Below are 24,939 nucleotides of genomic sequence, written 5' to 3' on the forward strand. Positions count from 1 at the left end.
GTTACGGATGGAGCCAAAAACAACATCTGTTCATCAGTCGGAAAAGAAGAATTAAAGATCATTGACATTAACGGTAAAGACATCACAAAGAGAAAACCGAGCGCATAAAGCGCTTGAGTAACCAATAGGAAAGAAATCGTTAAGGGCGTATGGCGGATGCCTAGGCTTTCAGAGGCGAAGAAGGACGTGGTAAGCTGCGAAAAGCTGCGGGGATTGGCACACACGAATTGATCCGCAGATGTCCGAATGGGGCAACCCAATACATTGAAGATGTATTACCTCTTAGGAGGAGCAAACCCGGAGAACTGAAACATCTAAGTACCGGAGGAAAAGAAATCGAAGAGATTCCGTAAGTAGTGGCGAGCGAAAGCGGATTAGCCCAAAAGCTAATATATGTTTAATAGAATGTTCTGGAAAGAACAGCCATAGAGGGTGATAGCCCCGTATATGAAAGGCATATTTGAGTGATAAATGAGTAGGGCGGGACACGTGAAATCCTGTCTGAATATGGGGGGACCATCCTCCAAGGCTAAATACTCCTGAAAGACCGATAGTGAACAAGTACTGTGAAGGAAAGGTGAAAAGCACTTCGAATAGAAGGGTGAAATAGAACCTGAAACCGTACGCCTACAAGCGGTCGGAGCAGCATTAAGCTGTGACGGCGTGCCTTTTGCATAATGAGCCTACGAGTTAATTTTACTAGCGAGGTTAAGGTATTAAGTACCGGAGCCGGAGCGAAAGCGAGTCTGAATAGGGCGCATAGTTAGTAGGATTAGACGCGAAACCTTGTGATCTACCCATGGGCAGGTTGAAGCTCTGGTAACACAGAGTGGAGGACCGAACCGGTTGACGTTGAAAAGTCTTCGGATGACCTGTGGGTAGGGGTGAAAGGCCAATCAAACTGGGAGATAGCTCGTACTCTCCGAAATGCATTTAGGTGCAGCGTCGATGTTAAGTTTATTAGAGGTAGAGCTACTGATTGGATGCGGGGGTTTCACCACCTACCAATTCCTGACAAACTCCGAATGCTAATAAATGTTCGTCGGCAGTGAGGGCATGGGTGCTAAGGTCCATGTCCGAGAGGGAAAGAACCCAGACCAACAGCTAAGGTCCCAAAATATATGTTAAGTTGAAGCAACGCGGTTGGACTGCATTGACAGCTAGGATGTTGGCTTGGAAGCAGCCATTCATTTAAAGAGTGCGTAACAGCTCACTAGTCGAGCGGTCCGGCATGGATAATAATCGGGCATAAACATATTACCGAAGCTATGGATTTATATTTTAGATATATCTGGTAGGAGAGCATTCTATTTGCGCCGAAGCAGTACTGTGAGGTATTGTGGAGCGGATAGAAAAGAAAATGTAGGCATAAGTAACGATAAAGCAGGCGAGAAACCTGCTCACCGAAAGACCAAGGCTTCCTCAGCCATGCTAATCAGCTGAGGGTTAGTCGGGACCTAACGCGAACCCGAAAGGGGTAGTGGATGGACAATGGGTTAATATTCCCATACTTGCTCACGAATAAAGGGGACGGTTGGATGTAGCTGCTGGAGACTGACGGAATAGTCAAGGCCTAGCCTTCGGGCGAAGCTGCTGCAGTGTAATCTGATCCAAGAAAAGCCGAAGTGAAGCAACCCGTACCAAAACCGACACAGGTGGTCGAGGAGAGAATCCTAAGGTGCTCGAGTGAGTCGTGGCTAAGGAACTAGGCAAAATAGTCTCGTAACTTCGGAAGAAGAGACGCCATCAGCAATGGTGGCCGCAGTGAAGAGGCCCAGGCGACTGTTTATCAAAAACACAGGACTCTGCTAAATCGAAAGATGCTGTATAGGGTCTGACACCTGCCCGGTGCTGGAAGGTTAAGGAAGGTGCTTAGGGTTAAACCGAAGGCATTAACTGAAGCCCCAGTAAACGGCGGCCGTAACTATAACGGTCCTAAGGTAGCGAAATTCCTTGTCGGGTAAGTTCCGACCTGCACGAATGGTGTAACGATCTGGGCACTGTCTCAGCCACGAGCTCGGTGAAATTGTAGTATCGGTGAAGATGCCGATTACCCGCAATGGGACGAAAAGACCCTGTGAACCTTTACTATAACTTCGTATTGACTTTGAGTAAGTAATGTGTAGGATAGGTGGGAGGCTTTGAAGCAGGCACGCTAGTGTTTGTGGAGCCAACGTTGAAATACCACCCTTTACTTACTTGGAGCCTAACTTCTTTAAGAAGGACATTGCGTGGTGGGTAGTTTGACTGGGGTGGTCGCCTCCAAAAGAGTAACGGAGGCTTTCAAAGGTACCCTCAGCACGCTTGGTAACCGTGCGTAGAGTGTAATGGCATAAGGGTGCTTGACTGTGAGACCAACAAGTCGATCAGGTGCGAAAGCAGGACATAGTGATCCGGTGGTTCCGTATGGAAGGGCCATCGCTCATAGGATAAAAGGTACTCCGGGGATAACAGGCTAGTCTCCCCCAAGAGCTCACATCGACGGGGAGGTTCGGCACCTCGATGTCGGCTCGTCACATCCTGGGGCTGGAGAAGGTCCCAAGGGTTGGGCTGTTCGCCCATTAAAGTGGCACGCGAGCTGGGTTCAGAACGTCGTGAGACAGTTCGGTCTCTATCTATTGCGGGCGTTAGATGTTTGAGAGGGCTTGATTCTAGTACGAGAGGACCGAATTGAACAAACCTCTGGTGTATCAGTTGTACCGCCAGGTGCACCGCTGAGTAGCTACGTTTGGAAGAGATAAGCACTGAAAGCATATAAGTGCGAAACTCGCCTCAAGATGAGACATCTTTTAAGGGTCGTTGTAGATGACGACGTTGATAGGCTATAGGTGTAAAGACAGTAATGTCATAGCCAAGTAGTACTAATTACCCGTAGATTTATAGTCTATGATTACTAATATAAACCAAGTGCTTTATGTGCATTGAAGGTTTTGTCTTTGTGAAAGTTTTTATCGATTAAAACAGGTATCAGATGACAGATACAAGGTATCAGGTAGCAGTTGAAACAGCTATTACCTCTTCCCTAGGATCTTCCAACTGAACCTTATATACCTTCTTTAGGGTGGTTTTAGCGGTGGGGCTCACCTGTTCCCATTCCGAACACAGAAGTTAAGCCCACCAGCGCCGATGGTACTGCTAACGCGGGAGAGTAGGCCGCCGCCAGTTTTTATTTTATTTTTAAAAAACCTTTATCATTGCGATAAAGGTTTTTTTGTTTTATACATATCACAACTATTCCAACCCAACTCCAACAGATATATGAGTAATGGTCTTTACCCTCATTAATAAGCTATATTCCTCTTATCTGTAACTCCGTAAGATTCTAAGTAAATTAAAATGCTTCGACTCTGTTCAGCATGACACTGCTAATACTAATTGCTAAAAAAGCTTAGACATTATCCTGTCATCTTACATCCTTTAAACCTCTTATACACATTAGGAATTTGAAAACATCACCTGATTATCCCTTCTTAAGCGGTAACTCGAACTCGAAACCGAATTATTCATCATCAAGCTATTCATAAAACTATTTCCTTCCATTACCCCGTTTTCCTCGAATAAATTCAATAAGTTTGTAGTAGTTTTCCAAAAATAATTATAATGTCAGGAAATATTCTGATCATCGATGATGAGATCAAACTCCTTAAACTCTTAGGAATGATCCTTTCCCAAGAAAATTTTAGTGTAAAAGAAGCTTCTACGGCTCGTTCAGCAATGACTATGCTGGAGCAATATGACTTTGATGTAGTTCTTAGTGATGTTCGTCTTCCTGATGCTTTTGGAGTAGAATTGGTGAAGTCAATTAAAACCAAATATCCACAGTTGGAGATTATCCTGATGACGGCATTTGGTAATATTACAGATGCTGTGCAGGCCATGAAGAACGGGGCTTACGATTATTTGGTAAAAGGAGATGATAATGAGAAAATAATTCCATTAGTATATAAAGCTCTTGATAAAGTGAAAGATAACAAGTCAAGGATGGGGCAGCAGATTGTTACGAAAGGCTTTGATCAGATCATTGGCAAATCACCTTTAATTTTGCAGGCTAAAAAGCTTGCTGAGAAAGTAGCTTTAACGGATGCAGCAGTTCTTCTTACCGGTGAGACGGGAACGGGTAAGGAAGTCTTTGCCAGTGCCATTCATGAAGGAAGCGACAGAAAGAAAAACAGTTTTGTGGCGATCAACTGTTCAGCATTCAGTAAGGAGATTCTTGAAAGTGAGCTTTTTGGTCATAAACAAGGTGCTTTTACAGGTGCTTTGAAAGATAAAAAAGGGTTGATTGAAGAAGCTAATGAAGGAACTCTGTTTTTGGATGAAATTGGTGAAATGCCGATTGAACTTCAGGCAAAACTTCTCAGGGTTTTGGAAACTAAGGAGTTCATCAAAATGGGTGAAACGAAGGTTTCAAAATCAGATTTCAGATTAATTGCAGCCACTAACAGGGATCTTGAAGAAGAAATAAAACAAGGGAACTTTAGAGAGGATCTTTATTTCAGACTAAATGTATTTGAAATTACTCTTCCTGCATTAAGAGAAAGAAAAGAAGATCTGAAAGCAATTGCCAAGCATTTTATAGATATTTTTTCACATAAACTTCACTTGTCAGCTGTGCAGATTGATCCCGATTATTATAAAATTTTAGAGAAAAATGACTGGAAAGGAAATATCCGTGAGTTGAGAAACGCAGTGGAACGCAGTTTGATTTTAATGGAGAACAATATCCTTGATGCGGAAAGCCTTCCTCATTATTGTGAAAAAACAGTTCCGGAAAGTGATTCTTTAAGCATGCGTTCACTGGAAAAAATACATATCCAAAAAGTTTTACAGTATACAAAAGGAAATAAAGCAGAAGCAGCACGTTTGCTTGAAATCGGAATTGCTACACTGTACCGTAAACTGGAAGAATACGGATTGAAATAAATCTTTTATCATTTTAATAAAGAGCCTATCATTTTGATAGGCTTTTCTATTTTTATTCATGTTGATGAATTAGTTTAATTGTTTGTTATTCAGTATTTTATATGTTTGTTTTTCAGAATGGACTTTCTTTTGGCATATAGTACGTGAATAAAATATTTAAAAATGACAATTTCAAGAAAAACGTTTAAAAAACGGGAGCATTCTACTTTTAGTCTGCTGATTGTATCGTACGTATTGTTGACTCTTTTAACCCTAATGATTAAGATATGATGCTTATAAGTTTAATTCTGCTTTTCGCAGTATTGTTTTGGGTTTTGTATAAATCAGTTGAATTTTTTGATAGAATATAAATTATGTGGAGTTTATTTTTCCTCTCAATACTTGCCTTTGTGTATATCTGTTATGTTTTAATTAAACCTGAAAAATTTTAATTGGTCATGAATACAGAAATTTTAGGCATTATAGCAATGTTTGCTATTACATTAGTTATCGGAATATTTTTAGGAAAATACATAGCTAATGTTTATGGATACAAAAAGACTTTTCTAGATCCGGTTTTTGAACCCATTGAAAAGTTAATTTATAAAGTTTCGGGAATTAATCCTGCCCGCCAGATGAATTGGAAACAGAATATGTATGCCATGCTGGCCATTAATCTGGTTTGGTTCATCATTGGTTTTCTTCTTTTACTGAATCAGGCGTGGCTTCCTTTAAATCCTGACGGAAATCCTAATATGTCACCTGATCTGGCTTTTAACACTACCATTTCATTCTTAGTCAACTGTAATTTACAGCATTATTCGGGAGAAACAGGAGTAAGTTATCTGAGCCAGCTTTATCTGATGTTTTTACAGTTTGTAACGGCTGCAACGGGAATGGCAGCAATGGCAGTGCTTTTCAAAGCTTTTAAAGAAAAAACAAGCACAGAACTTGGAAACTTCTACGATTATTTCACTAAATCAATAATCAGAATTCTGGTTCCGATAAGTGTAATTGTTGCTTTAATCCTTTCTATCAATGGAAGTCCTATGACTTTTGAAGGAAAAGATCATATCATAACATTGGAAGGTCAAAAAGCTGATGTTTCCAGAGGTCCTGTATCTGCATTTGTTGCGATCAAACATTTAGGAACTAATGGTGGAGGCTTTTTCGGGGCGAACTCAGCACATCCTCTTGAAAATCCTAATTATATTACCAATATGACTGAGATGATCACCCAAATGATTATTCCGTTTGCATTGGTATTTGCACTGGGTTTTTATCTGAATAAAAGAAAACTTTCATGGGTGATCTTTACGGTAATGACCGTCGGTTTTTTGGCACTTACCATACCGAATATAGTGAATGAAACAGGCGGAAATCCTCTCATCACAAAAATGGAAGCAGATAATAGTCTGGGAGCAATGGAAGGCAAGGAAATCCGCTTTGGAAGTGCTGCATCCGGTTATTGGAGCATTGCCACTACAGTCATTTCCACGGGATCTGTAAATGCCATGCATGACAGTACAATGCCGCTTTCGGGGATGAATGAATTGCTTGCAATGATGATCAATTGCTTCTACGGAGGCTGTGGAGTCGGAATTCTGAACTATTTCATCTTTATTATTCTGGCTGTATTCATCAGTGGTCTGATGGTAGGACGTACCCCTGAATTTATGGGCAAAAAGATTGAAGCCAAAGAAATGAAAATTGCGATGATTGTGGCTCTGTTTCACCCTTTCTTAATACTTGCAGGAACAGCTTTAACAGCTTATTTACCTGAATTTGGAACAAAAACATTGAATAATCCGGGTTTCCATGGTTTCAGTGAAATGTTGTACGAATTTACTTCCTCAGCTGCAAATAACGGTTCAGGATTCGAAGGATTGGGAGACAATACACCTTGGTGGAACATTTCAACAGGAATCGTTCTTTTATTATCCAGATTCATCCCAATTATAGGACCGGTAGCGATTGCAGGATTATTGGCACAGAAGAAATATATCCCTGAAAGTTCCGGAACCCTGAAGACAGATACGGCTACTTTTGGATTTATGACCTTGGCGGTGATTCTACTGATTGCAGCATTGTCTTTCTTCCCTGCATTAACATTAGGTCCAATTGCAGAGCAGATCCAGTATTTCTCAAAATAAATGTGAACATTAAAAATTACAATCAATATTCAACCATTAAGGATGCTGAACAGTTTGAGGAAGCTAGTCTGAAACTTACTGAAACGTTCACTTATATTATCCATATCTATCCTTATCATTTGGCAGACCTTGATGGTGATTATTGATTTACAATGATATAAATTCTTTCAAAAAAATGAAAAATCAGTCACAAACATTGTTTCAAAAAGATTTGGTAAACGAAGCGATCAAACAGTCCTTCGTAAAGCTGAATCCGAAAATTATGTTTAAAAATCCAGTAATGTTCCTGGTGGAGATCGGAACCATTGTCATGTTTATCGTAAGCATGTTCAGTCTTACTGGTGATAAATCCCAGGGAAGCTTTTCCTATAACTTTTTAGTATTTATTATTTTATTTTTCACCGTTCTGTTTGCCAATTTTGCAGAAGCTATTGCAGAAGCAAGAGGAAAAGCACAGGCTGATACGCTCAGAAAAACAAGGGAAGAAACTCCAGCCAAATTAGTGCTTGATAATAAACCTGGATTTCAGGTAGAAACAAGGCTAAAGATGTCTGCTGAAATGACATTAGGAGATATTTTCCTATGTGAAGCTGGTGATCAGATTCCGATGGATGGCGAGATCATTGAAGGTCTGGCAACTATTGATGAGTCTGCAATCACCGGAGAAAGCGCGCCTGTCATCCGTGAAGCAGGAGGAGATAAAAGTTCTGTAACGGGAGGTACGAAAGTACTGTCGGACAGAATTAAAGTAAAAGTAACAACAAAACCAGGAGAATCTTTCTTAGATAAAATGATTGCCCTTGTAGAAGGAGCATCAAGACAGAAAACACCCAACGAAATCGCATTAACGATACTTTTAGCAGGATTTACCCTTACATTTATTATTGTTACCCTCACTTTAAAGCCTTTTGCAGACTATGCTCAGACTCCGATTACTATTGCGGCATTTATATCTCTTTTCGTTTGTCTTATTCCGACAACTATCGGCGGTCTGCTTTCTGCAATCGGAATTGCGGGAATGGATAGAGCACTGAGAGCGAACGTGATTACCAAAAGTGGAAAAGCAGTAGAAACAGCAGGAGATATTGATGTTTTGCTGCTTGATAAAACCGGAACAATTACCATTGGAAACCGTAAAGCAACTCAATTTCATCCTTCTAATGGAATTCAGATTGATGAATTTATTAAAGCTTCGGCATTAAGCTCTGTCGCAGATGAAACACCTGAAGGAAAATCAATCATTGAACTGAGTGCATTAAAATCCGAAGATTTATTGGTTGCTAATCCTACTTATATTGATTTTACAGCAGAAACCAGAACTTCAGGGATAGATTTTGAAGAAACAAGAATCCGTAAAGGAGCTTATGATACCATAAAAAAACTGACTGAAAAAGCCGGGAATATTTTCCCGCAGGAAACCCAGGATGCAGTAACCAAAATTTCTGAAAACGGAGGAACTCCTTTAGTCGTAGCCGTTGATGAAAAAGTATGGGGAGTTATAGAACTTCAGGATATTATCAAAACAGGAATTCAGGAACGTTTCCAGAGATTAAGAAAGATGGGGGTCAAAACGGTAATGGTAACCGGAGATAACCCTCTGACGGCCAAATTTATCGCAGAAAAAGCTGGAGTAGATGACTTTATTGCCGAAGCCAAGCCTGAAGATAAGATGAATTACATCAAAAAGGAACAGCAGGAAGGTAAGCTGGTAGCCATGATGGGTGACGGTACCAATGATGCTCCGGCACTGGCACAAGCGGATGTAGGCGTAGCAATGAACAGCGGAACTCAGGCTGCAAAAGAAGCTGGTAATATGGTAGACCTTGATAATGACCCTACAAAACTGATCGAAATTGTGGAAATCGGGAAGCAGCTGCTGATGACAAGAGGAACCTTGACGACTTTCAGTATTGCGAATGACGTTGCAAAGTATTTTGCCATTATTCCTGCGCTATTTATCACTTTTATTCCTTCGCTTCAGAAACTGAATATTATGAATCTTCATAGCCCGGAAACAGCCATCTTATCGGCAGTTATCTTCAATGCGATCATCATTCCGTTTCTGATTCCGCTGGCGTTGAAAGGAGTGGCTTACAAACCGATTGGTGCAAGTGCATTATTGAGAAGAAACCTTTTGATCTATGGTCTAGGCGGGGTAATTGTTCCGTTCATCGGGATCAAAATCATTGATCTGGTAATCAGTTTATTCTATTAAAATTTAAAAAATGAAAAATCATATTGTTTCAGCATTCAGATTAACTCTTGTAATGTTGGTGGTTACAGGTATTTATCTAGCAGTTGTATATGGAGGTTCTAAAATACTTCCCAACAAAGGAAACGGAGAAATTGTTTACAGTAAAGGGCAGAAATTTTATGCTAATATCGGGCAGGAATTTAAATCTGAAAAATACTTTCACGGCCGCCCTTCCTCAGTCAATTATAACGCAGCAGGAAGTGGGGGAAGTAATAAAGGCCCAAGCAACAAAGAATATCTGGAAACTGTACAAAAAAGAATTGATACTTTAAAAATGAACAACCCTGAAATGGGAAATGTCAAAGTTCCTGTAGAGCTGGTAACAGCAAGCGGAAGCGGACTGGATCCGGATATTTCTGAAGAAGGAGCATTGTACCAGGCAAAGAGAATTGGAAAAGTGAGAAATGTTTCAGAAGAGCAAGTCAAAAGCTTAATTAATAACCAGACTGAAAAGCCTTTCTTAGGACTTTTCGGACCATCAAAAGTAAATGTTCTGAAGCTTAATATTGCTTTGGATCAGTTAAAATAATAAATTTAATAATCTCATAATCATGTCAGGGTTTTAAACCTTGACATGATTTACATACCTTTAAATAAACGTGAAAAAATATCTAGTTATAAGTGCATTATTAGGACTATCTTTAGCCAAAGCACAGTCATCCGATTCATTGAAAATTGGTAATAAAGTTACATTTTCTGCTTATGCAGAACTATTTTATACTTATGATTTTAATGAGCCGGGCAATCATATGCGTCAGAACTTTTTATACTCATATAACAGACATAATGAAATGAACCTCAATCTGGGGTTGGTTAAAGCCAATTATCAGAGTGAAAATCTCCGTGCTAATGTAGCTCTAATGGCTGGAACGTATGCCCAGGATAATATGGCAGCTGAACAAAATGCTTTACGCTATGTAAATGAAGCTAATATTGGGATCAAAATATCAAAAAATAAAAATTTATGGATTGATGCAGGGATTATGCCTTCTCATATTGGTTGGGAAAGCGCTATCGGAAAGGATAATATCAACCTGACCAGAAGTTTTGCAGCGGAAAATTCTCCTTATTTTGAAACAGGTGCTAAAATTTCTTATACATCAGATAACGGAAAATGGTTTTTAAGCGGATTAGTATTGAATGGATGGCAAAGAATTGCAAAACCGGAAGGGAACCAGAGTATTTCTTTCGGACATCAGGTGACTTACAAACCTAATGAGAAAATCACCCTGAACAGCAGTTCATTCGTCGGAAATGATAAAGCAAAAGAAGACAAAAAAATGCGATATTTTCATGATTTATATGGAAGCTTCCAGCTGACAGAACAATTTTCTGCTGTATTGGGATTTGATATCGGAGCCGAGCAGAAATCAAAAGGAAGTGAGCAGTATAACATCTGGTACAGCCCGAATGTATTAATGAAATATCAGTTTGATAACAAATGGGCACTGGCAGGAAGATTGGAGTATTACAACGATAATAACGGTGTCATTATCAATACCGGAACTCCTAATGGATTTCAGACTTTTGGATATTCTCTCAATGTAGATTATGCGATCTTTAAAAATGTGGTTTTCCGTACAGAAGCTAGAGGTTTTACAGCTAAAGATGCCATTTTTGCAAAAAATGATGAATTTAAAAAAGGAAATTTCTTCATCACAACAAGTCTTGCAGCCTGGTTTTAGAAAACAGTTTAACCACAGCTAAAAGTGTTTAAAGTAAAATTAAAAAGAATAAAATCAATGTCATCAGCAAAAGATTTTTTAGAACTGATTCAAAAATCCCGTAAAGGAAAATTCAAAATTTATATAGGGATGAGTGCAGGTGTAGGGAAGACTTTCCGTATGCTTCAGGAAGCGCAAGCTCTATTGCGAAATGGCATTGATGTAAAGATTGGCTATGTTGAAACTCATGGCAGGGAAGAAACGGTAGCCCTTGTTGACGGTCTTCCTGAAATTACAAGAAAATCAGTTTTTTATAAAGGAAAAAACCTTGAAGAAATGGATCTTCAGGCCATTATCAATGAACATCCTGAAGTAGTTTTGGTGGATGAGCTGGCTCATACCAATGTGGAAGGCTCTAAAAATAAAAAAAGATGGCAGGATGTGCTTGAAATTCTTGATAACGGAATCAACGTTATCAGTGCTATGAATATTCAGCACATCGAAAGCCTGAATGAAGAGGTAAAGAAAATTACAGGAGTAGAAGTGGCAGAGAGAGTTCCGGATAAAATACTGGCACTCGCTGATGAAGTGGTGAACATTGACCTTACAGCTGATGAACTGCTGACCCGTTTAAAAGAAGGAAAAATTTACAAAAAAGAAAAAATTCAGACCGCACTGAGCAATTTCTTCCAAAGCGGGCATATTCTCCAGCTTCGTGAACTGGCTTTAAAAGAAGTGGCCACCCATGTGGAAAGAAAGGTAGAGACAGAGATCAAAACTGAAAATTTTAAACCTATAAAATTCCTGGCTTGTATCAGCAGCAATGAGAAGATTGCTAAAACAATTATCCGTAAGACGGCAAGATTAGCCAGTTATTATAACAGTCCATGGACGGTTTTGTACATTCAGAAACCCTCTGAAAATCCTGAAAAAATTGCATTGGATAAACAGCGGTATTTAATTAATAATTTTAATTTAGCACAGGAATTAGGTGCCAAAGTAGTCCGGATCAAAGAAAACAGTGTTCATAACGGAATCCTGGAATATGTGATTGATCACAATATTACAACAGTCTGTATTGGGAAACCTCATGCCAGTTTCTGGCAGCGGATGTTGGGGTACAGCTGGATCTATACCCTGATGAACAGGCTGAATGAGAGACAGATAGATATTATTATTTTATCTTAAAAAATAATGAAACTTAAAACGAAACTTACCTTAGGCGTTGGCCTTTTATTTCTGCTGATTGTTTTGCTTTCAGTGATAGGTTCTGTATATATCAATAAATTAAAATCCGATACTGAGAAAATTCTTACAGCCAATTACAACAGTCTGGAATTTTCCAAAAATATGCTTCTGGCACTGGATAATATCAGTACAGACAGTACCGTTGCGGTAGCAGATTTTCAGAAAAATAACAAACTGCAGGAAAAAAATCTTACAGAATTTGGAGAAAAAGAAGCCACTCAGAATCTGAATCTGCATTTTAACAGCTACCTGAAAGCTCCTGATATCAATAAAGAAAAACTCATCCGTGAGGATCTCGCCAAGATTATGTCTTTGAATATGAAAGGCATAGAACGAAAGAGTGATATCGCGATTATTACAGCAGAAAATGCCACTTTTTGGATCGTAAGTTTAGGAACCGTATGCTTTCTGATTGCTTTTATCCTGCTTTTCAATTTGCCGCAAACTATTGCGGAACCTATCAACCAGCTCACTTTCAGTATCAAACAAATTGCTGATAAGAACTATAGTGAAAGGGTTCATTTCAAAGGAAGTGAAGAGTTCAACAGCCTGGCAGATTCATTCAACAGCATGGCGGAAAAACTTCAGGAGTATGAAAGCAGTACACTTTCCAAACAATTAATGGATAAAAAACGAATCGAAACACTGGTCAACAATATGCATGATGCAGTGATTGGTCTGGATGAGAATCATTTCATCTACATGATCAATGATGAAGCGTTGAAAATCACAAATCTTCATAAGGAAGATATTATTGGAAAAACGGCTCATGAAGTAGCCATCAACAATGATCTGATGCGCGAACTGCTGAAAAATATAGATCATCCGGTAAAAGACCCTATCAAAATTGTCCGTGATAATAAGGAAAACTATTTTGAACAGGATATTATTCCTATCAATATTGTAAAAACAGGGGAGAAAGAGAAGAAATACATCGGAAAGGTAATTTTGTTACGAAATATTACACCTTTTAAAGAACTGGATTTTGCTAAAACCAACTTCATTGCAACCATTTCCCATGAGCTGAAAACTCCAATTTCCGCTATAAAGATGGGCGTTCAGCTTCTTGGGAACCAAAAGTTCGGGGAACTGAATGAGCAGCAGCAGGAATTGTTAAAAAGCATCAATGAAGACGGACAGCGCTTACTGGATATTACAGGGGAACTCCTTAACCTTTCTCAGGTAGAATCCGGAAATATCAGACTGACTGTAGATAAATGTTCCCCTAAAGAAATCGTAGAGACTGCTGTAAAAAATGTAGAAAAATTGGCTGAGCAGAAAAATATCTCCATCAGTACAGAATATCTGTTGGAAGATAGCGATGCGGTGACTGCTGATTTTGATAAAACAGTCTGGGTGATGAATAATTTCCTCACCAATGCTGTAAAACATTCTTTTCAGGATGAGAATATTAAGATTGTGGTAGAAAAAATCAATTCATTTATTCAGTTCAGTATTATTGATACAGGAAGCGGGATTGATGAGAAATACCATCGCCAGATCTTTGACCGCTATTTTCAGGTTCCGGGAGAACATCAGAATGGAACAGGATTGGGATTGGCCATTTCAAAAAACTTCATTGAAAAACAACACGGAGAAATAGGAGTGAAGAGTTCCCTGAATAATGGAAGTACGTTTTACTTCAGACTGCCGGTTTCATAAAGATTAAATAACGTATTCAAACACCTTATAGGTTTTATAAACCTATAAGGTGTATTCATCTATAAGAAAATATCAGATCCTTCTCAATAAAAAATTTCTAATCCTATTCTTTATATTTGCCATAAAAATAGGAATGAGAAAAACTTTAGGGCTCTTATTATTTTCAGTTTTACTGAGTATTCAGGCCTCTGCACAGACTTTCACATTAGAAAAGCTTAATGGGTTTAATAAACTTACCATGGATGAGTTTAAAAAGGAAATGAAAGAACTTCAGTTTCAATTTTACGATAGAACAGAAGGGCTTGGCTTCTTTTTAACCGAATATGATTCCCCTGACTACACCTCAAAAATTGGAAAGTTTGAATACAAGGAAGAAAAATCAGAAGACAGAATTGAATTTGAGTTTAAAAACAAAAAAGAGTATGATCAGTATCTTAAACTGATGTTGGCTGCTGGGTATAAAGAAACAGAAAAAGGAAAGATCATTACCAAAGAGCCTTATGTGGATTACTACAGGAATAAAGAACATGTCAGGCTGATTCTGCCAAAGACAGGGGAAAGTTTTCCATATACTATTATTGTTTTTAAATAAATAAAAGAAGGATTCTGCTACCAGAATAATCTTTAAATGATTTTAAATAAAATTTTCTAAATTTGAACTTAAATCACATAAGATGAACACATCAGATTTAAAAATTGATTTAATTAACAGGATTACCCAACTAAAGGAGGCTAGAATCATTGAAGAAATTCAAAAGATACTGGATTTTGAATTGGATCAGAATGACTATATTCTTACTGAGGAGCAAAAAGAAAGAGTTGCTGAAGGCAGAGAAGAATATAAGAATAAAAAGTACCTTTCTGAAGATCAGGCTAACCAGGATATTGAAGAATGGCTAAAAGAAAAATAATCTGGACCGTTAAGGCCGATCAGGAAAGAAGAGATATTCTTGAATATTGGATCCTCAGAAATAAATCTAAAACTTTCAGTATAAAACTCAACAGGCTGATCATATATAATATTGGAGTATTAGCAGATCATCCTGCAATTGGAAGGAAAACAGATGTTGAAAAGGTAAGGGTGAAAATCGTAAGAGATTACCTTATATTTTATGAATTTTCAAATACTGAACTTATCATACTTTCGGTTTGGGATGGAAGGAGAGAAAGTAAAAAGTAAGAAGTTATAGTATGAATTCCACTTACTTTACGATAATATAAAAGGCTGTGAAATCTATCACAGCCTTTTATGTTATAAATGATATTTCTTACTGTTTCTCAATCAAATCCAGAAACTGCTGTTCATCAAGAATCGTAATCGTTCCGATGTCCTGAGCTTTTTTCAGTTTACTTCCGGCTTTTTCACCTACTACAAGGTAATTAAGGTTTTTCGACACTGCAGAAATATTTTTTCCTCCATGCTTTTCTACCATCTCTTCTGCAGATTCTCTGGTGAATAAAGATAATTTTCCGGTGAAAAGGAATGTTTTTGCTTCGAGAACGTTTGATAAAACTTCATTTGTGCTTTCTCCTTTTTCAAGCTGTACACCGTAAGATTTTAAACGCTCAATCATCAATAGGTTTTCAGAATTCTGGAAGAACTCAACGATGCTTACTGCAATTTTAGCACCGATATCTTCTACCTGGCAAAGCTCTTCCACAGTCGCATTTTTCAATTCTTCAATGGTTGGGAAGTTTTTTACCAGTTTCTTGGCTACCGTTTCCCCTACATGTTTGATACCGATTCCATATAATACTTTCTCAAAAGCTATTTCTTTGGATTTCTCAATTCCTGAGATGATATTCTGAGCAGATTTTTCAGCCATTCTTTCCAATGGAAGAAGCTGTTCTTTTGTTAAAACATAAAAATCAGCAGGATTTTCAACCAGCTTTTCTCTGTACAGCTGTTCAATAGTTTCACTACCCAGGTTGTCAATATTCAATGCTTTTCTGGAAACGTAGTGAATCATTCTTCCTACCACTTGTGGCGGACAGTGAAGTTCGTTTGGGCAGAAATGGATAGCCTGATCTTCAATTTTTACCAGTTCAGTACCGCATTCAGGACAATGTTTAATGTATTCTACTTCTTTACTTTCTTCCGTTCTTTTTTCCGTATTTACCCCTACAATTTTCGGGATAATTTCACCTCCTTTTTCTACGTATACAAAATCATTTTCATGAAGATCCAGTTTCTTGATGATATCTTCATTATGGAGAGAAGCTCTTTTTACGATTGTTCCGGCCAGCAAAACAGGTTTAAGGTTGGCAACGGGGGTGATAGCGCCCGTTCTTCCCACCTGATAAGACACACTCTGAAGTTCTGTCTCTACCTTTTCAGCTTTAAATTTGTAAGCCATTGCCCAACGCGGAGATTTAGCTGTATATCCAAGCTGTCTCTGCTGTTGTAATGAATTCACTTTTAAAACGATACCGTCAATTTCAAAAGGAAGATTATGACGTTCAGTATCCCAAAACGTAATAAATTCCTGTACTTCAGCCATTGTTTTACATAATTTGGCCTGCTGTGATGTTTTGAACCCCCAGCTCTGGGCTTTTTGAAGTAATTCCCAATGTGTTTCTGCTGGAATATCCTCAGAGATAAACTGATACAGTACAGAAGAAAGTCCGCGCTTTCTTACCTCAGCACTGTCCTGCATTTTCAAGCTTCCGCTGGCAGTATTTCTCGGATTCATAAAAGGATCCAGGCCTTCTTCCTCACGCAGTTTATTGATTTTGTCAAAGTTTTTTCGGGTCAGATAAATTTCTCCACGCATGAAAAAATGAGCCGGGAAATCACCTTTTAAAGTCAAAGGAATATCTGAAATGGTTCTCACGTTCGGAGTAATTTCATCTCCCTGGAAACCGTCACCACGGGTCACTGCCTGTGACAGCTTTCCGTTTTCATAAAGAATAGAAATAGAAGCACCATCATACTTCAGCTCAGCAACAAATTCTACAGGATCTTCAATTGTTTTGATGATTCTCTTTTCCCAGTCTTCCAGATCATCAAAATCATAGGAATTGTCCAGAGAATACATTCTGAATTTATGCTGGATTGTAGGAAAAACCTTGGTAACACCGCCACCTACACGTACTGTAGGAGAATTTTCATCATAAAATTCAGGATATTGGGCTTCCAGATTCTGTAGTTCTTCCAGAAGCATATCAAATTCAAAATCCGTAACGGTAGGAGTATCCAGTAGGTAATAGTTTTCGTTATGCTGGTGAAGCTCTTTGCGGAGCTGTTCTATCTTTTGTTGAATGTTTTCAGACATTGGTTTTCTATCTTTTGAGCAAAAATAACTAAAGTAATCGCATTTAAAAAATAACGGAATTAAATATTACAGGAAAATTAAGAATACGTAATATGCCTTAACCAACTGGTTTTGCAGTAAATAAAACATGTGTTTAAAGTAATTTAACATATCGTTCTGATTTAATTAAAAAAATGTTAAAACTTTCTTAAACAGCCTGCCTTTAAAGTCAAGATACCTTTGCACATCTAATGGAAAGAAACCTCTGATGATGTATTGATATGAAAATCAAAGAGGTTCTGGACGATCACAAAAAAATTAATCATAAAGATCTTCGGAAGAAATGAAAAAAGTAAAGATTGTACTGGGATTATTGTTTTTAGGGCTTGGGACAATGGCTTATGCACAGACCACGCAGGCTTCTATTGTAGGGAAAGTTACCGGGCCTGGAAGTACGGCTCAGGAAAAAGTGAAAGTAACGATCGTGAATGAGTCTACAGGATTCAGAACGGAAACGGAAACCAACTCAAAAGGGGAGTATATTTTTAAAGAAATTCCTCTTGGTGGGCCTTACACAGTCATTGTAAACGATGATAAAAAAGAAGGTTACAATGTCAACTTCGGTGATCAGGTGACTGTGAATATGGATCTTGGTAATGAAAAGAATATTGAAGAAGTAAAGATTACAGGAAACCTTAAAAACAAGATCGGAAACCTGGGTGCAGCAACAGCCATTTCGGCTAAAAATATCAGTATGCTTCCAGTGAACGGACGAAATTTTGCGAATCTTGCCGAGCTGTCCCCATTAAGCGGAAAAGGAGGAAACCTTTCCGGGCAGCTAGGATCTTCTACCAACTTTACGATTGATGGGATGACCGCCAAAAACCCAACTTCTGCAGGAGCTACAACCAGCCGAAGCGGTGCCCCTTTTTCTATTTCCATTGAAGCAGTACGTGAATTCAAAATTACCACCAACCAATATGATGTGACATTGGGAAGAAGTGGTGGTGGAACCGTAAGTGCCGTTACCAAATCAGGAACCAATAAATTTTCAGGAAGCGCCTGGGAATATTTAAGAACAAATTGGCTTTCCAGTCCATATGATATCAGAGGAAACAAAAGAGATAATGATTTCTCTACTTCCCAGTTCGGATTTTCATTGGGGGGACCGATTATTAAAAATAAATTACATTTCTTCGTAGCATGGGATCACCAGCTGGATTCAAGACCTTTGGCTATTGCAGATATCAAATCTCAGGATGATGAGAAGAGATTCAGTACTACTACGCAGACGCTTAATCAGTTTCTGGATATCGCAAGAGCAAAATATGGGGTAGGAAGCGGCCCGCAGTTCGGAACTTTTGATAAAGTAAGAAACTCTGATGCTGCATTCTTACGTTTAGACTGGCAGATCAACGAAAAAAACTTATTAACCCTAAGAAATAATTTCACCTACGATCTTAATAAAAACGGCTTGGGTGACAATACCAATATCAATTTCTTTGAATCTTACGGAAATGATAAAAACCTTGATAACAGTTTATTGTTAACCTTAAGATCAAATCTGCAGCCTAATTTAACCAATGAATTAAAAGCTCAGTACCTTTACACTTTCCAGAACAGTTATCAGAACAATCAATTGGGAAAACCCGTACCAAGAGCTATTGTAGAAGGAGTAGCTTCAAGTGCCGGATCTACTAATATTCAGATTGGAGGACACCGTTTTGGGCAGGAAAGCTTTAGAAATAACGTAATCCAGGTGGTAGATAACTTATATTACAATACGGATAAAGTAAAATATACCTTTGGAGCTGATTTAATGTATACAACTGCAAAATCAGTATATGGAAGTGAGGTGAACGGAAGGTTCCATTTCCAGGGAATGAGCAATTTTGATGCGATGACTCCTTACAGATTTTACAGAGAAGTTCCACTGGTGGAAGATCCGTCTGTAAGATCAAATATCTGGAATATTGGTGTATACGGTCAGTTTCAGACCAAAATCGCAAAAGGTCTTGATTTAATGGCAGGTTTAAGATTAGACTATGGAGGCTATCCAAAAGCAGAATTCAATCAAAAATTGTTTGATGAAATGGGAATCAGAACGGATAACAAAATCAAATCATTTGTTGTTCAGCCAAGATTCCAGTTTGACTGGAACATTAATGAAGGAAATAAAGACTTCCTGAAGTTCGGTGCCGGAATTTTCTCTTCCGATATCAACAATTATATGATCATCAACAACCTTGTATTCGATGGGAAACATCTGGCTACAGTGGATGTAACGGGTAAAGATGTTCCTTTCCCGGATTTCAACAGCTACAGAAATGATTATAATTCTGTTCCATCCCTTTCCCAGTATCAGATTCCAACCATCAACTATACGGGTAAAGATGCAAAAATCCCAATCGTTTATAAAGCGAATATCTCTTATACCCATTTCTTCAATGAAAGGTTCAGAGCAGGAATTGCAGGATATATGGCTTTAGGTAGAAATAATTACTATTACTACGACAGAAACATGGTGGCAAACCCTTTCTTTACTTTAGCTAATGAAGGCGGACGAGGAGTATTCATTCCCACAAGTGCTATTACCAATAATGCCAATAACAGTGTAAGTTTTGATTGGAAGCAGGGAAGAATCAATAATAAGTTCGGAAGAGTATTGGAATTGGTGAGTGACGGTAAAGTAAACCAGTTCTCATTCGTAATCGATACAAGTTACCGTTACTGGAAAGACGGAGAAATCACAGCGAGTTATACTTGGTCTGATATCAAAGACAATACTTCTTATAACGGAAATGTAGCTAACTCTGCTACATTGTCTACGATGATTCAGAGTGACCCGAGAGATTTAAGAATGACCTATTCTGATAACCAGTTCCGTAATAAAGTAGTTATTTATGGTAACTCACCTACCATTGCCGGATTTACGTTAGGAATCAGGTATTCAGGAATCGGAGGTACCCGCTTCTCTGCAACCACAGGAGGAAATATCAATGGTGACTTTGTAGATTCCAATGACCTTGCTTTTATCTTCCCGAATATCACCAAAGCTATTCTGGATGATCCACAGGTAGGGCAGGCTCTGAAAGATTATATCAATGAATACAATGGCAAAATTGCAGAACGTAACGGAGGTAAAAACGGATTCTATGGAGTTTGGGATGTACGTGTAGCAAAGAAAATTAAATTTGATAAAGTAGGTGCTTTTGAACTTTCTGTAGATATCTTTAACGTAGCCAATCTTCTTAACAAAGAATGGGGTGTAAACAAATCATACGGAAACACCTCTCTGTATAAAGTAACCAAGTTTAACAAGGATACGATGCAGTATGAATACACCAAAAACGTAAGTGGAGGTGGCTTGGTTCCGCTATCCGGAAATCCATACCAGATCCAGATCGGAGCGAAGTATTCCTTCTAATTTCTGTTTATGAACCACTGAAGACATATAAGAATTTGAAACGGCTAATTGGTTTGACATAACCTTATTTTTAGCCCGAAAATCTTGTATGTCTTTGTGGTTTCCACTTTTTAATAACTACCTTTATCAGAAGTTTCATGACTTCTTTTTTAAATTATCTAAATTATATTATGAAAAATTTTATCTTAGGGTTAGCAGTTTTAAGTACAGTTATGATGAAAGCACAAACCCAGATCATCGCCCATAGAGGATATTTCCAGGCTCAGCCTCCTACAACGGAAAACTCCCTTCAATCATTGGAGAATGCCCAGAAATTAAAAATATATGGATCCGAATTTGATGTTAGAATGACAAAAGACGGTGTATTGGTGATCAACCATGACGAGCACCATGGTAATATAGAAATTTCCGAGGCTACTTTCAAAGAATTGGAAGCCGTGAAATTATCCAACGGAGAAAACTTTCCTACTTTAAAAGATTATTTGAAACAGGGTAAAAAAGATAAATCTCTGAAGCTGATTGTTGAGATTAAACCAGCCAAAACTCCTGAAATTGAAAATGAGATTACTCAAAAAACAATCAAAATGATCAAGGATATGAAGCTGGAATCTCAAAGTGAATTTATTTCTTTCAGTCTTAATATCTGTAAAGAGATCAAAAAGTTAGCTCCTGCCTTTAAAGTTCAGTATCTGAATGGTGAATTGTCTCCGGAACAGATCAAAAAAGAAGGATTGGACGGGATGGATTACCACTACAGCGTTTTCCAGAAAAATCCTACATGGATTGCTGAAGCTAAAGCATTAGGACTAATCACCAATGCATGGACAGTAAATGACGTTGCCGTATACGATGAACTGAAAAAGCAGGGAATCGGGTTTGTAACAACCAATATTCCTGATCAGTTAAAGAATAAATAGCGATTCAATATCCTTCACAAATAGTAAAGCTGAAGGGCAAAATATTCCCCTCCTCCGGAGGGGTGGCGAAAATTCAAAGAATTTTTGACGGGGTGGTTTATACCCATCTCAATTAAATAAACAATAATTAAGAATTTACACAGTCTGCCTCTTTTTAAGGGCAGACTTTTCATTTTTAAGAATTTCCCATTAATTATCTCAGCTATTCAAAAAATAGTAAAATTAAAAACTTATTTATATTGTTGTAAATCAATAAATTAAATATTTTATATAGTATTATCCCAAAACAAGACAATAAAGATACATAAATAAGGCTGTGAAACGGTATTAATAATACTTAATTACTCAAGTATTTGTTAATGAATTGTTTATGCAATGTTATTAAGGGTAGATTAATATACCGTTTAATAAATTTTTAAGAAACGTTAAGATTGTGTTAAGGGGATCCTTGTAATGTCGGTCTAATTTTGCGCAAACAAAAAGTAAATGCGTAAAGAGACACAGAAACTGTTGGTTTTGTCGCTGTTAGGATTCGTCAGCGTCAATCTGGCAGCTCAGCAGAAAGTTAAAAAAGACACCATTAAAGGAATTGATGAAGTAGTGGTTACTGCTTTGGGAATCAAGAGGCATGACAGGGCGTTGGGATACGTGGCAGAAAAAGTAGATGCCAAAACATTTGAAGAAACCCAAAACAACAACTGGGCACAATCAATGGAAGGGAAGGTAGCCGGTCTTAAAATCCAGACGGCAGGAGCAGGACCGCTTGGGACTTCCAGAATTACTTTAAGAGGAGAAAAATCCATCATGATGGATCATAACTACGCCCTGATTGTAGTAGATGGTGTGCCCTTGGGAAATTCTACCACAGGTTCCGGTACCGCAGCTTATGGAGCAGGTTCCGGAGGTGATGTTCCCATTGACCTTGGAAACGGGCTAAACAGCATCAACCCGGATGACATTGAATCTGTAACCGTACTAAAAGGAGCTTCTGCTGCTGCATTATACGGTTCCCGCGCTGCCAACGGTGCATTAATGATCACTACAAAATCCGGTAAAACAAAGAACGGAAAACTGAGAGTAACGTTTAATTCTTCCTCAAGTTTTGATTCCGTATTGAAATGGCCGGACTGGCAATATGAATACGGACAGGGAACACAGGCGAAAAATACTGCCGGAGACTTTTATTACTCTTATGGACTTTCCGCAGACGGACCGAGCACTGGAGGTACAAGTAGCGCTTTCGGACCTAAATTTGCCGGGCAGTATTACTTTCAGTATGATCCTAACCTGCAGGGACAAAGCAAAGACAGACAGCTGTGGAGACCTTACGAAAATAATATCAAAGGTTTCTGGAGAACAGGTTCTACCTATTCCAACAGCATTTCCGTAGAAAGTTCCAACGAGAAAACAAGCTTCAGATCATCGCTTACTTACCTTAATAATGAGTGGATGATGCCTAATACAGGTTTTGACAGATTCAATTTTGCCTTGTCATTTGCTCATCAGCTTACTAAAAAACTAAAAATTTCAACCAAATTTGCTTATAACACTACTACCAGTGACAATCTTCCTGCAACGGGATATAATAATCAGTCGATCTCGTATTTTATGATTTTTCAAAATCCGAATGTGGATCTTGAATGGTATAAACCGATCTGGAAGCCGGGTCAGGAACAGGTTGATCAAATCCATCCTTTTAGCTCCTTTATTGACAATCCTTATATGATTGCTTACGAAATGCTGAATGGGGTCAGAAAGAAAACAATTACAGGAAATATTACAGCAGAATATCAGTTTAATAAAAATTTCAGTTTGATGCTGAGGTCAGGTATTGAAATTCTGAACGAAAAAAGAACCACCAAAAGACCGTGGAGCTCTGCCAACTACCTGAAAGGTTTTTACAGAGAGCAATTCATCAAAAATCAGGAGTATAACAATGATGTTTTATTCTCCTACAAAGCAGATTGGAATAAATTCAGTATTTCCGCATCAGCAGGAGGAAGTATCCGATATAATGAATATCTGATGACTGATTATCAGGCCATCGGATTGAAAACTGCCGGAGAATACAGCCTTACCAATGCTCTTTCTATCCCGGTGAAATATCCCGCTCCAAGAGACAAACATGTAGACAGTGTTTACGGATTGTTGACATTAGGATATGACAATAAAATATTTGTGGACGTTACCGGGAGAAATGACTGGAGCTCCACATTGCCAAAGCAAAACAGATCTTTCTTTTATCCTTCGGTGAGTACCAGTTTCATTCTTTCAGATCTATTTAATCTGAAAAGTAATAATCTGAATTTATGGAAACTGAGAGCTTCATGGGCAAAAGTAGGAATCGACAGTGATCCTTATCTTTTGGATAACTACTATACAGCAAGTAATATTACAGGAAGCGTTATAGCACCTACCACTTTTAATAATCCTACCCTTAAACCTGAAAATAATACCAATATTGAAGCCGGTATGGATTTCAGCCTTTTTAAAAACAGATTGAACCTTAATCTTACCGCGTACCAGAATGTCAGTGAAAACCAGATTATTCCTGTTTCATTGCCTACCGAAAGCGGATATTCTAAAAGGGTAATCAATGCAGGGAAGATCCGAAACAGAGGACTTGAACTTTCAGCCGATATCTTAGCTGTAAAAGGTAAAAATTTCTCATGGAAAGTAGGTGGAAACTGGTCTACCAATGAAAACAGAGTAATGACGTTACCAGAAGGTTTCGACGGAATTGTTTCCAACGTAGGCGATGTAGTTTTCTATAAAATGGAAGTAGGAGGTTCTCTGGGAGATATGTATGGATTTAAATTATTGAGAACACCAGATGGGAGAGTAATTTACGGAGATAACGGACTTCCCGGAAGACCCGCAGACATTGAAAAAGTAGGAAATGCATTCCCGAAATGGAGAGCAGGTCTTCAGAATGATTTCAGAATTAAAAATTTTACAATCAGCTTCTCATTTGATGGTCAGTATGGTGGTATCGCCTACTCACAATCTCATCATAAAATGTCTGAACAGGGCAAGCTGAAATCTACCCTTCCGGGAAGAGATAATCCTGGCGGAATGATTGTAGGAGATGGTGTTATTCAGAACCCTGACGGATCTTACAGCCCGAATACCAAAGGAGTAACCGCTTCATCCTATTACGGAGATTATTACAGAAGAGCCAATGTAGAAACCAACAGTTTCAGCACAGATTTTATTAAGCTGAGAGATGCCAGAATTGCCTATTCTTTCCCAAAAGAAACCATTCAGTCTTTAGGGCTGGATGATCTTACGATTGCCATTTTCGGAAAGAATCTGTGGATGTGGACGAAGTTCCCAATGTTTGATCCTGAAGTCGCTACACTGGATAATGCTACCATCACTCCGGGAGTCGAAATGGGGCAACTGCCTACAGCAAGAACAGTTGGTTTTCAGCTAAATCTTAAATTCTAAAATCTTTA

At 38.4% G+C, this 24,939-nt stretch carries 16 protein-coding genes and 2 rRNA genes; 17 read left to right on the forward strand and 1 reads right to left on the reverse strand.

The genetic code is table 11. From position 1 onward, the window contains the following. The first annotated feature begins 129 nt into the window (after positions 1-129). From CLU97_RS04520 to CLU97_RS04580, 14 genes are all read left to right on the forward strand, one after another. Positions 130-2,885 (forward strand): 23S ribosomal RNA (locus CLU97_RS04520). Positions 2,886-3,057: 172 nt separating this feature from the next. Next, positions 3,058-3,165: ribosomal RNA gene (gene rrf / locus CLU97_RS04525) — 5S ribosomal RNA — on the forward strand. A gap of 435 nt (positions 3,166-3,600) precedes the next feature. Further along, positions 3,601-4,923, forward strand: coding sequence for a sigma-54-dependent transcriptional regulator (locus tag CLU97_RS04530; protein ID WP_121486880.1), 1,323 nt, complete (start codon positions 3,601-3,603; stop codon positions 4,921-4,923). A 353-nt stretch (positions 4,924-5,276) separates the two neighbouring features. Beyond that, on the forward strand, positions 5,277-5,354 hold the full coding sequence (locus CLU97_RS24340) for a potassium-transporting ATPase subunit F (protein ID WP_077415921.1): 78 nt from the start codon (positions 5,277-5,279) through the stop codon (positions 5,352-5,354). Between the two features lie 6 nt (positions 5,355-5,360). Further along, positions 5,361-7,055 carry a potassium-transporting ATPase subunit KdpA gene (kdpA, locus tag CLU97_RS04540; protein WP_121486881.1) on the forward strand — a complete coding sequence of 565 codons (1,695 nt, stop codon included), beginning with the start codon at positions 5,361-5,363 and terminating at the stop codon, positions 7,053-7,055. A gap of 2 nt (positions 7,056-7,057) precedes the next feature. Next, complete coding sequence (locus CLU97_RS23560; protein WP_183084515.1) at positions 7,058-7,201, forward strand: hypothetical protein; 144 nt, start codon at positions 7,058-7,060, stop codon at positions 7,199-7,201. A gap of 29 nt (positions 7,202-7,230) precedes the next feature. After that, positions 7,231-9,270: a potassium-transporting ATPase subunit KdpB gene (kdpB, locus tag CLU97_RS04545; protein WP_121489649.1), complete on the forward strand. Its 2,040-nt coding sequence runs from the start codon at positions 7,231-7,233 to the stop codon at positions 9,268-9,270. A gap of 10 nt (positions 9,271-9,280) precedes the next feature. Further along, positions 9,281-9,838: a potassium-transporting ATPase subunit KdpC gene (gene kdpC / locus CLU97_RS04550; protein ID WP_121486882.1), complete on the forward strand. Its 558-nt coding sequence runs from the start codon at positions 9,281-9,283 to the stop codon at positions 9,836-9,838. A 70-nt stretch (positions 9,839-9,908) separates the two neighbouring features. Next, on the forward strand, positions 9,909-10,994 hold the full coding sequence (locus tag CLU97_RS04555; RefSeq protein ID WP_183084516.1) for a porin: 1,086 nt from the start codon (positions 9,909-9,911) through the stop codon (positions 10,992-10,994). Between the two features lie 57 nt (positions 10,995-11,051). Then, on the forward strand, positions 11,052-12,161 hold the full coding sequence (locus CLU97_RS04560) for a sensor protein KdpD (protein ID WP_121486883.1): 1,110 nt from the start codon (positions 11,052-11,054) through the stop codon (positions 12,159-12,161). A gap of 6 nt (positions 12,162-12,167) precedes the next feature. Then, a complete protein-coding gene (locus tag CLU97_RS04565) occupies positions 12,168-13,883 on the forward strand; it encodes an ATP-binding protein (RefSeq protein ID WP_121486884.1) in 1,716 nt (571 codons plus the stop codon). A 133-nt stretch (positions 13,884-14,016) separates the two neighbouring features. Continuing rightward, positions 14,017-14,475, forward strand: a complete 459-nt coding sequence (locus CLU97_RS04570; protein WP_121486885.1) for a hypothetical protein — start codon at positions 14,017-14,019, stop codon at positions 14,473-14,475. 82 nt (positions 14,476-14,557) lie between these two features. After that, a complete protein-coding gene (locus CLU97_RS04575; RefSeq protein WP_121486886.1) occupies positions 14,558-14,794 on the forward strand; it encodes a hypothetical protein in 237 nt (78 codons plus the stop codon). Continuing rightward, on the forward strand, positions 14,776-15,063 hold the full coding sequence (locus tag CLU97_RS04580; protein WP_121489651.1) for a type II toxin-antitoxin system RelE/ParE family toxin: 288 nt from the start codon (positions 14,776-14,778) through the stop codon (positions 15,061-15,063). The genes CLU97_RS04575 and CLU97_RS04580 overlap by 19 nt, the downstream gene beginning before the upstream one ends. Before the next feature lie 88 nt (positions 15,064-15,151). Here the strand turns inward: CLU97_RS04580 and ligA are convergent, their stop codons facing one another. Beyond that, complete coding sequence (gene ligA, locus CLU97_RS04585; protein WP_121486887.1) at positions 15,152-17,158, reverse strand: NAD-dependent DNA ligase LigA; 2,007 nt, start codon at positions 17,156-17,158, stop codon at positions 15,152-15,154. Between the two features lie 322 nt (positions 17,159-17,480). Here ligA and CLU97_RS04590 point away from each other — a divergent pair, with 322 nt between their 5' ends. The 3 genes from CLU97_RS04590 (at position 17,481) to CLU97_RS04600 (ending at position 24,931) form a co-directional block, all read left to right on the forward strand. Beyond that, positions 17,481-20,564, forward strand: a complete 3,084-nt coding sequence (locus tag CLU97_RS04590) for a TonB-dependent receptor (protein ID WP_121486888.1) — start codon at positions 17,481-17,483, stop codon at positions 20,562-20,564. A gap of 170 nt (positions 20,565-20,734) precedes the next feature. Next, positions 20,735-21,481 carry a glycerophosphodiester phosphodiesterase family protein gene (locus CLU97_RS04595; protein WP_121489652.1) on the forward strand — a complete coding sequence of 249 codons (747 nt, stop codon included), beginning with the start codon at positions 20,735-20,737 and terminating at the stop codon, positions 21,479-21,481. Between the two features lie 486 nt (positions 21,482-21,967). Next, positions 21,968-24,931, forward strand: a complete 2,964-nt coding sequence (locus CLU97_RS04600) for a SusC/RagA family TonB-linked outer membrane protein (RefSeq protein ID WP_121486889.1) — start codon at positions 21,968-21,970, stop codon at positions 24,929-24,931. Positions 24,932-24,939 lie beyond the last annotated feature (8 nt).

Origin of the sequence: Chryseobacterium sp. 7, assembly GCF_003663845.1 — a bacterium.
Classification (GTDB): domain Bacteria; phylum Bacteroidota; class Bacteroidia; order Flavobacteriales; family Weeksellaceae; genus Chryseobacterium.

Coding starts and splice junctions, on each gene's coding strand:
- CLU97_RS04530 (WP_121486880.1), top strand. CDS start 3,601: ATGTCAGGAAATATTCTGATCATCGATGATGAGATCAAACTCCTTAAA.
- CLU97_RS24340 (WP_077415921.1), top strand. CDS start 5,277: ATGTGGAGTTTATTTTTCCTCTCAATACTTGCCTTTGTGTATATCTGT.
- kdpA (WP_121486881.1), top strand. CDS start 5,361: ATGAATACAGAAATTTTAGGCATTATAGCAATGTTTGCTATTACATTA.
- kdpB (WP_121489649.1), top strand. CDS start 7,231: ATGAAAAATCAGTCACAAACATTGTTTCAAAAAGATTTGGTAAACGAA.
- kdpC (WP_121486882.1), top strand. CDS start 9,281: ATGAAAAATCATATTGTTTCAGCATTCAGATTAACTCTTGTAATGTTG.
- CLU97_RS04560 (WP_121486883.1), top strand. CDS start 11,052: ATGTCATCAGCAAAAGATTTTTTAGAACTGATTCAAAAATCCCGTAAA.
- CLU97_RS04565 (WP_121486884.1), top strand. CDS start 12,168: ATGAAACTTAAAACGAAACTTACCTTAGGCGTTGGCCTTTTATTTCTG.
- CLU97_RS04570 (WP_121486885.1), top strand. CDS start 14,017: ATGAGAAAAACTTTAGGGCTCTTATTATTTTCAGTTTTACTGAGTATT.
- CLU97_RS04575 (WP_121486886.1), top strand. CDS start 14,558: ATGAACACATCAGATTTAAAAATTGATTTAATTAACAGGATTACCCAA.
- CLU97_RS04580 (WP_121489651.1), top strand. CDS start 14,776: ATGGCTAAAAGAAAAATAATCTGGACCGTTAAGGCCGATCAGGAAAGA.
- ligA (WP_121486887.1), bottom strand. CDS start 17,158: ATGTCTGAAAACATTCAACAAAAGATAGAACAGCTCCGCAAAGAGCTT.
- CLU97_RS04590 (WP_121486888.1), top strand. CDS start 17,481: ATGAAAAAAGTAAAGATTGTACTGGGATTATTGTTTTTAGGGCTTGGG.
- CLU97_RS04595 (WP_121489652.1), top strand. CDS start 20,735: ATGAAAAATTTTATCTTAGGGTTAGCAGTTTTAAGTACAGTTATGATG.
- CLU97_RS04600 (WP_121486889.1), top strand. CDS start 21,968: ATGCGTAAAGAGACACAGAAACTGTTGGTTTTGTCGCTGTTAGGATTC.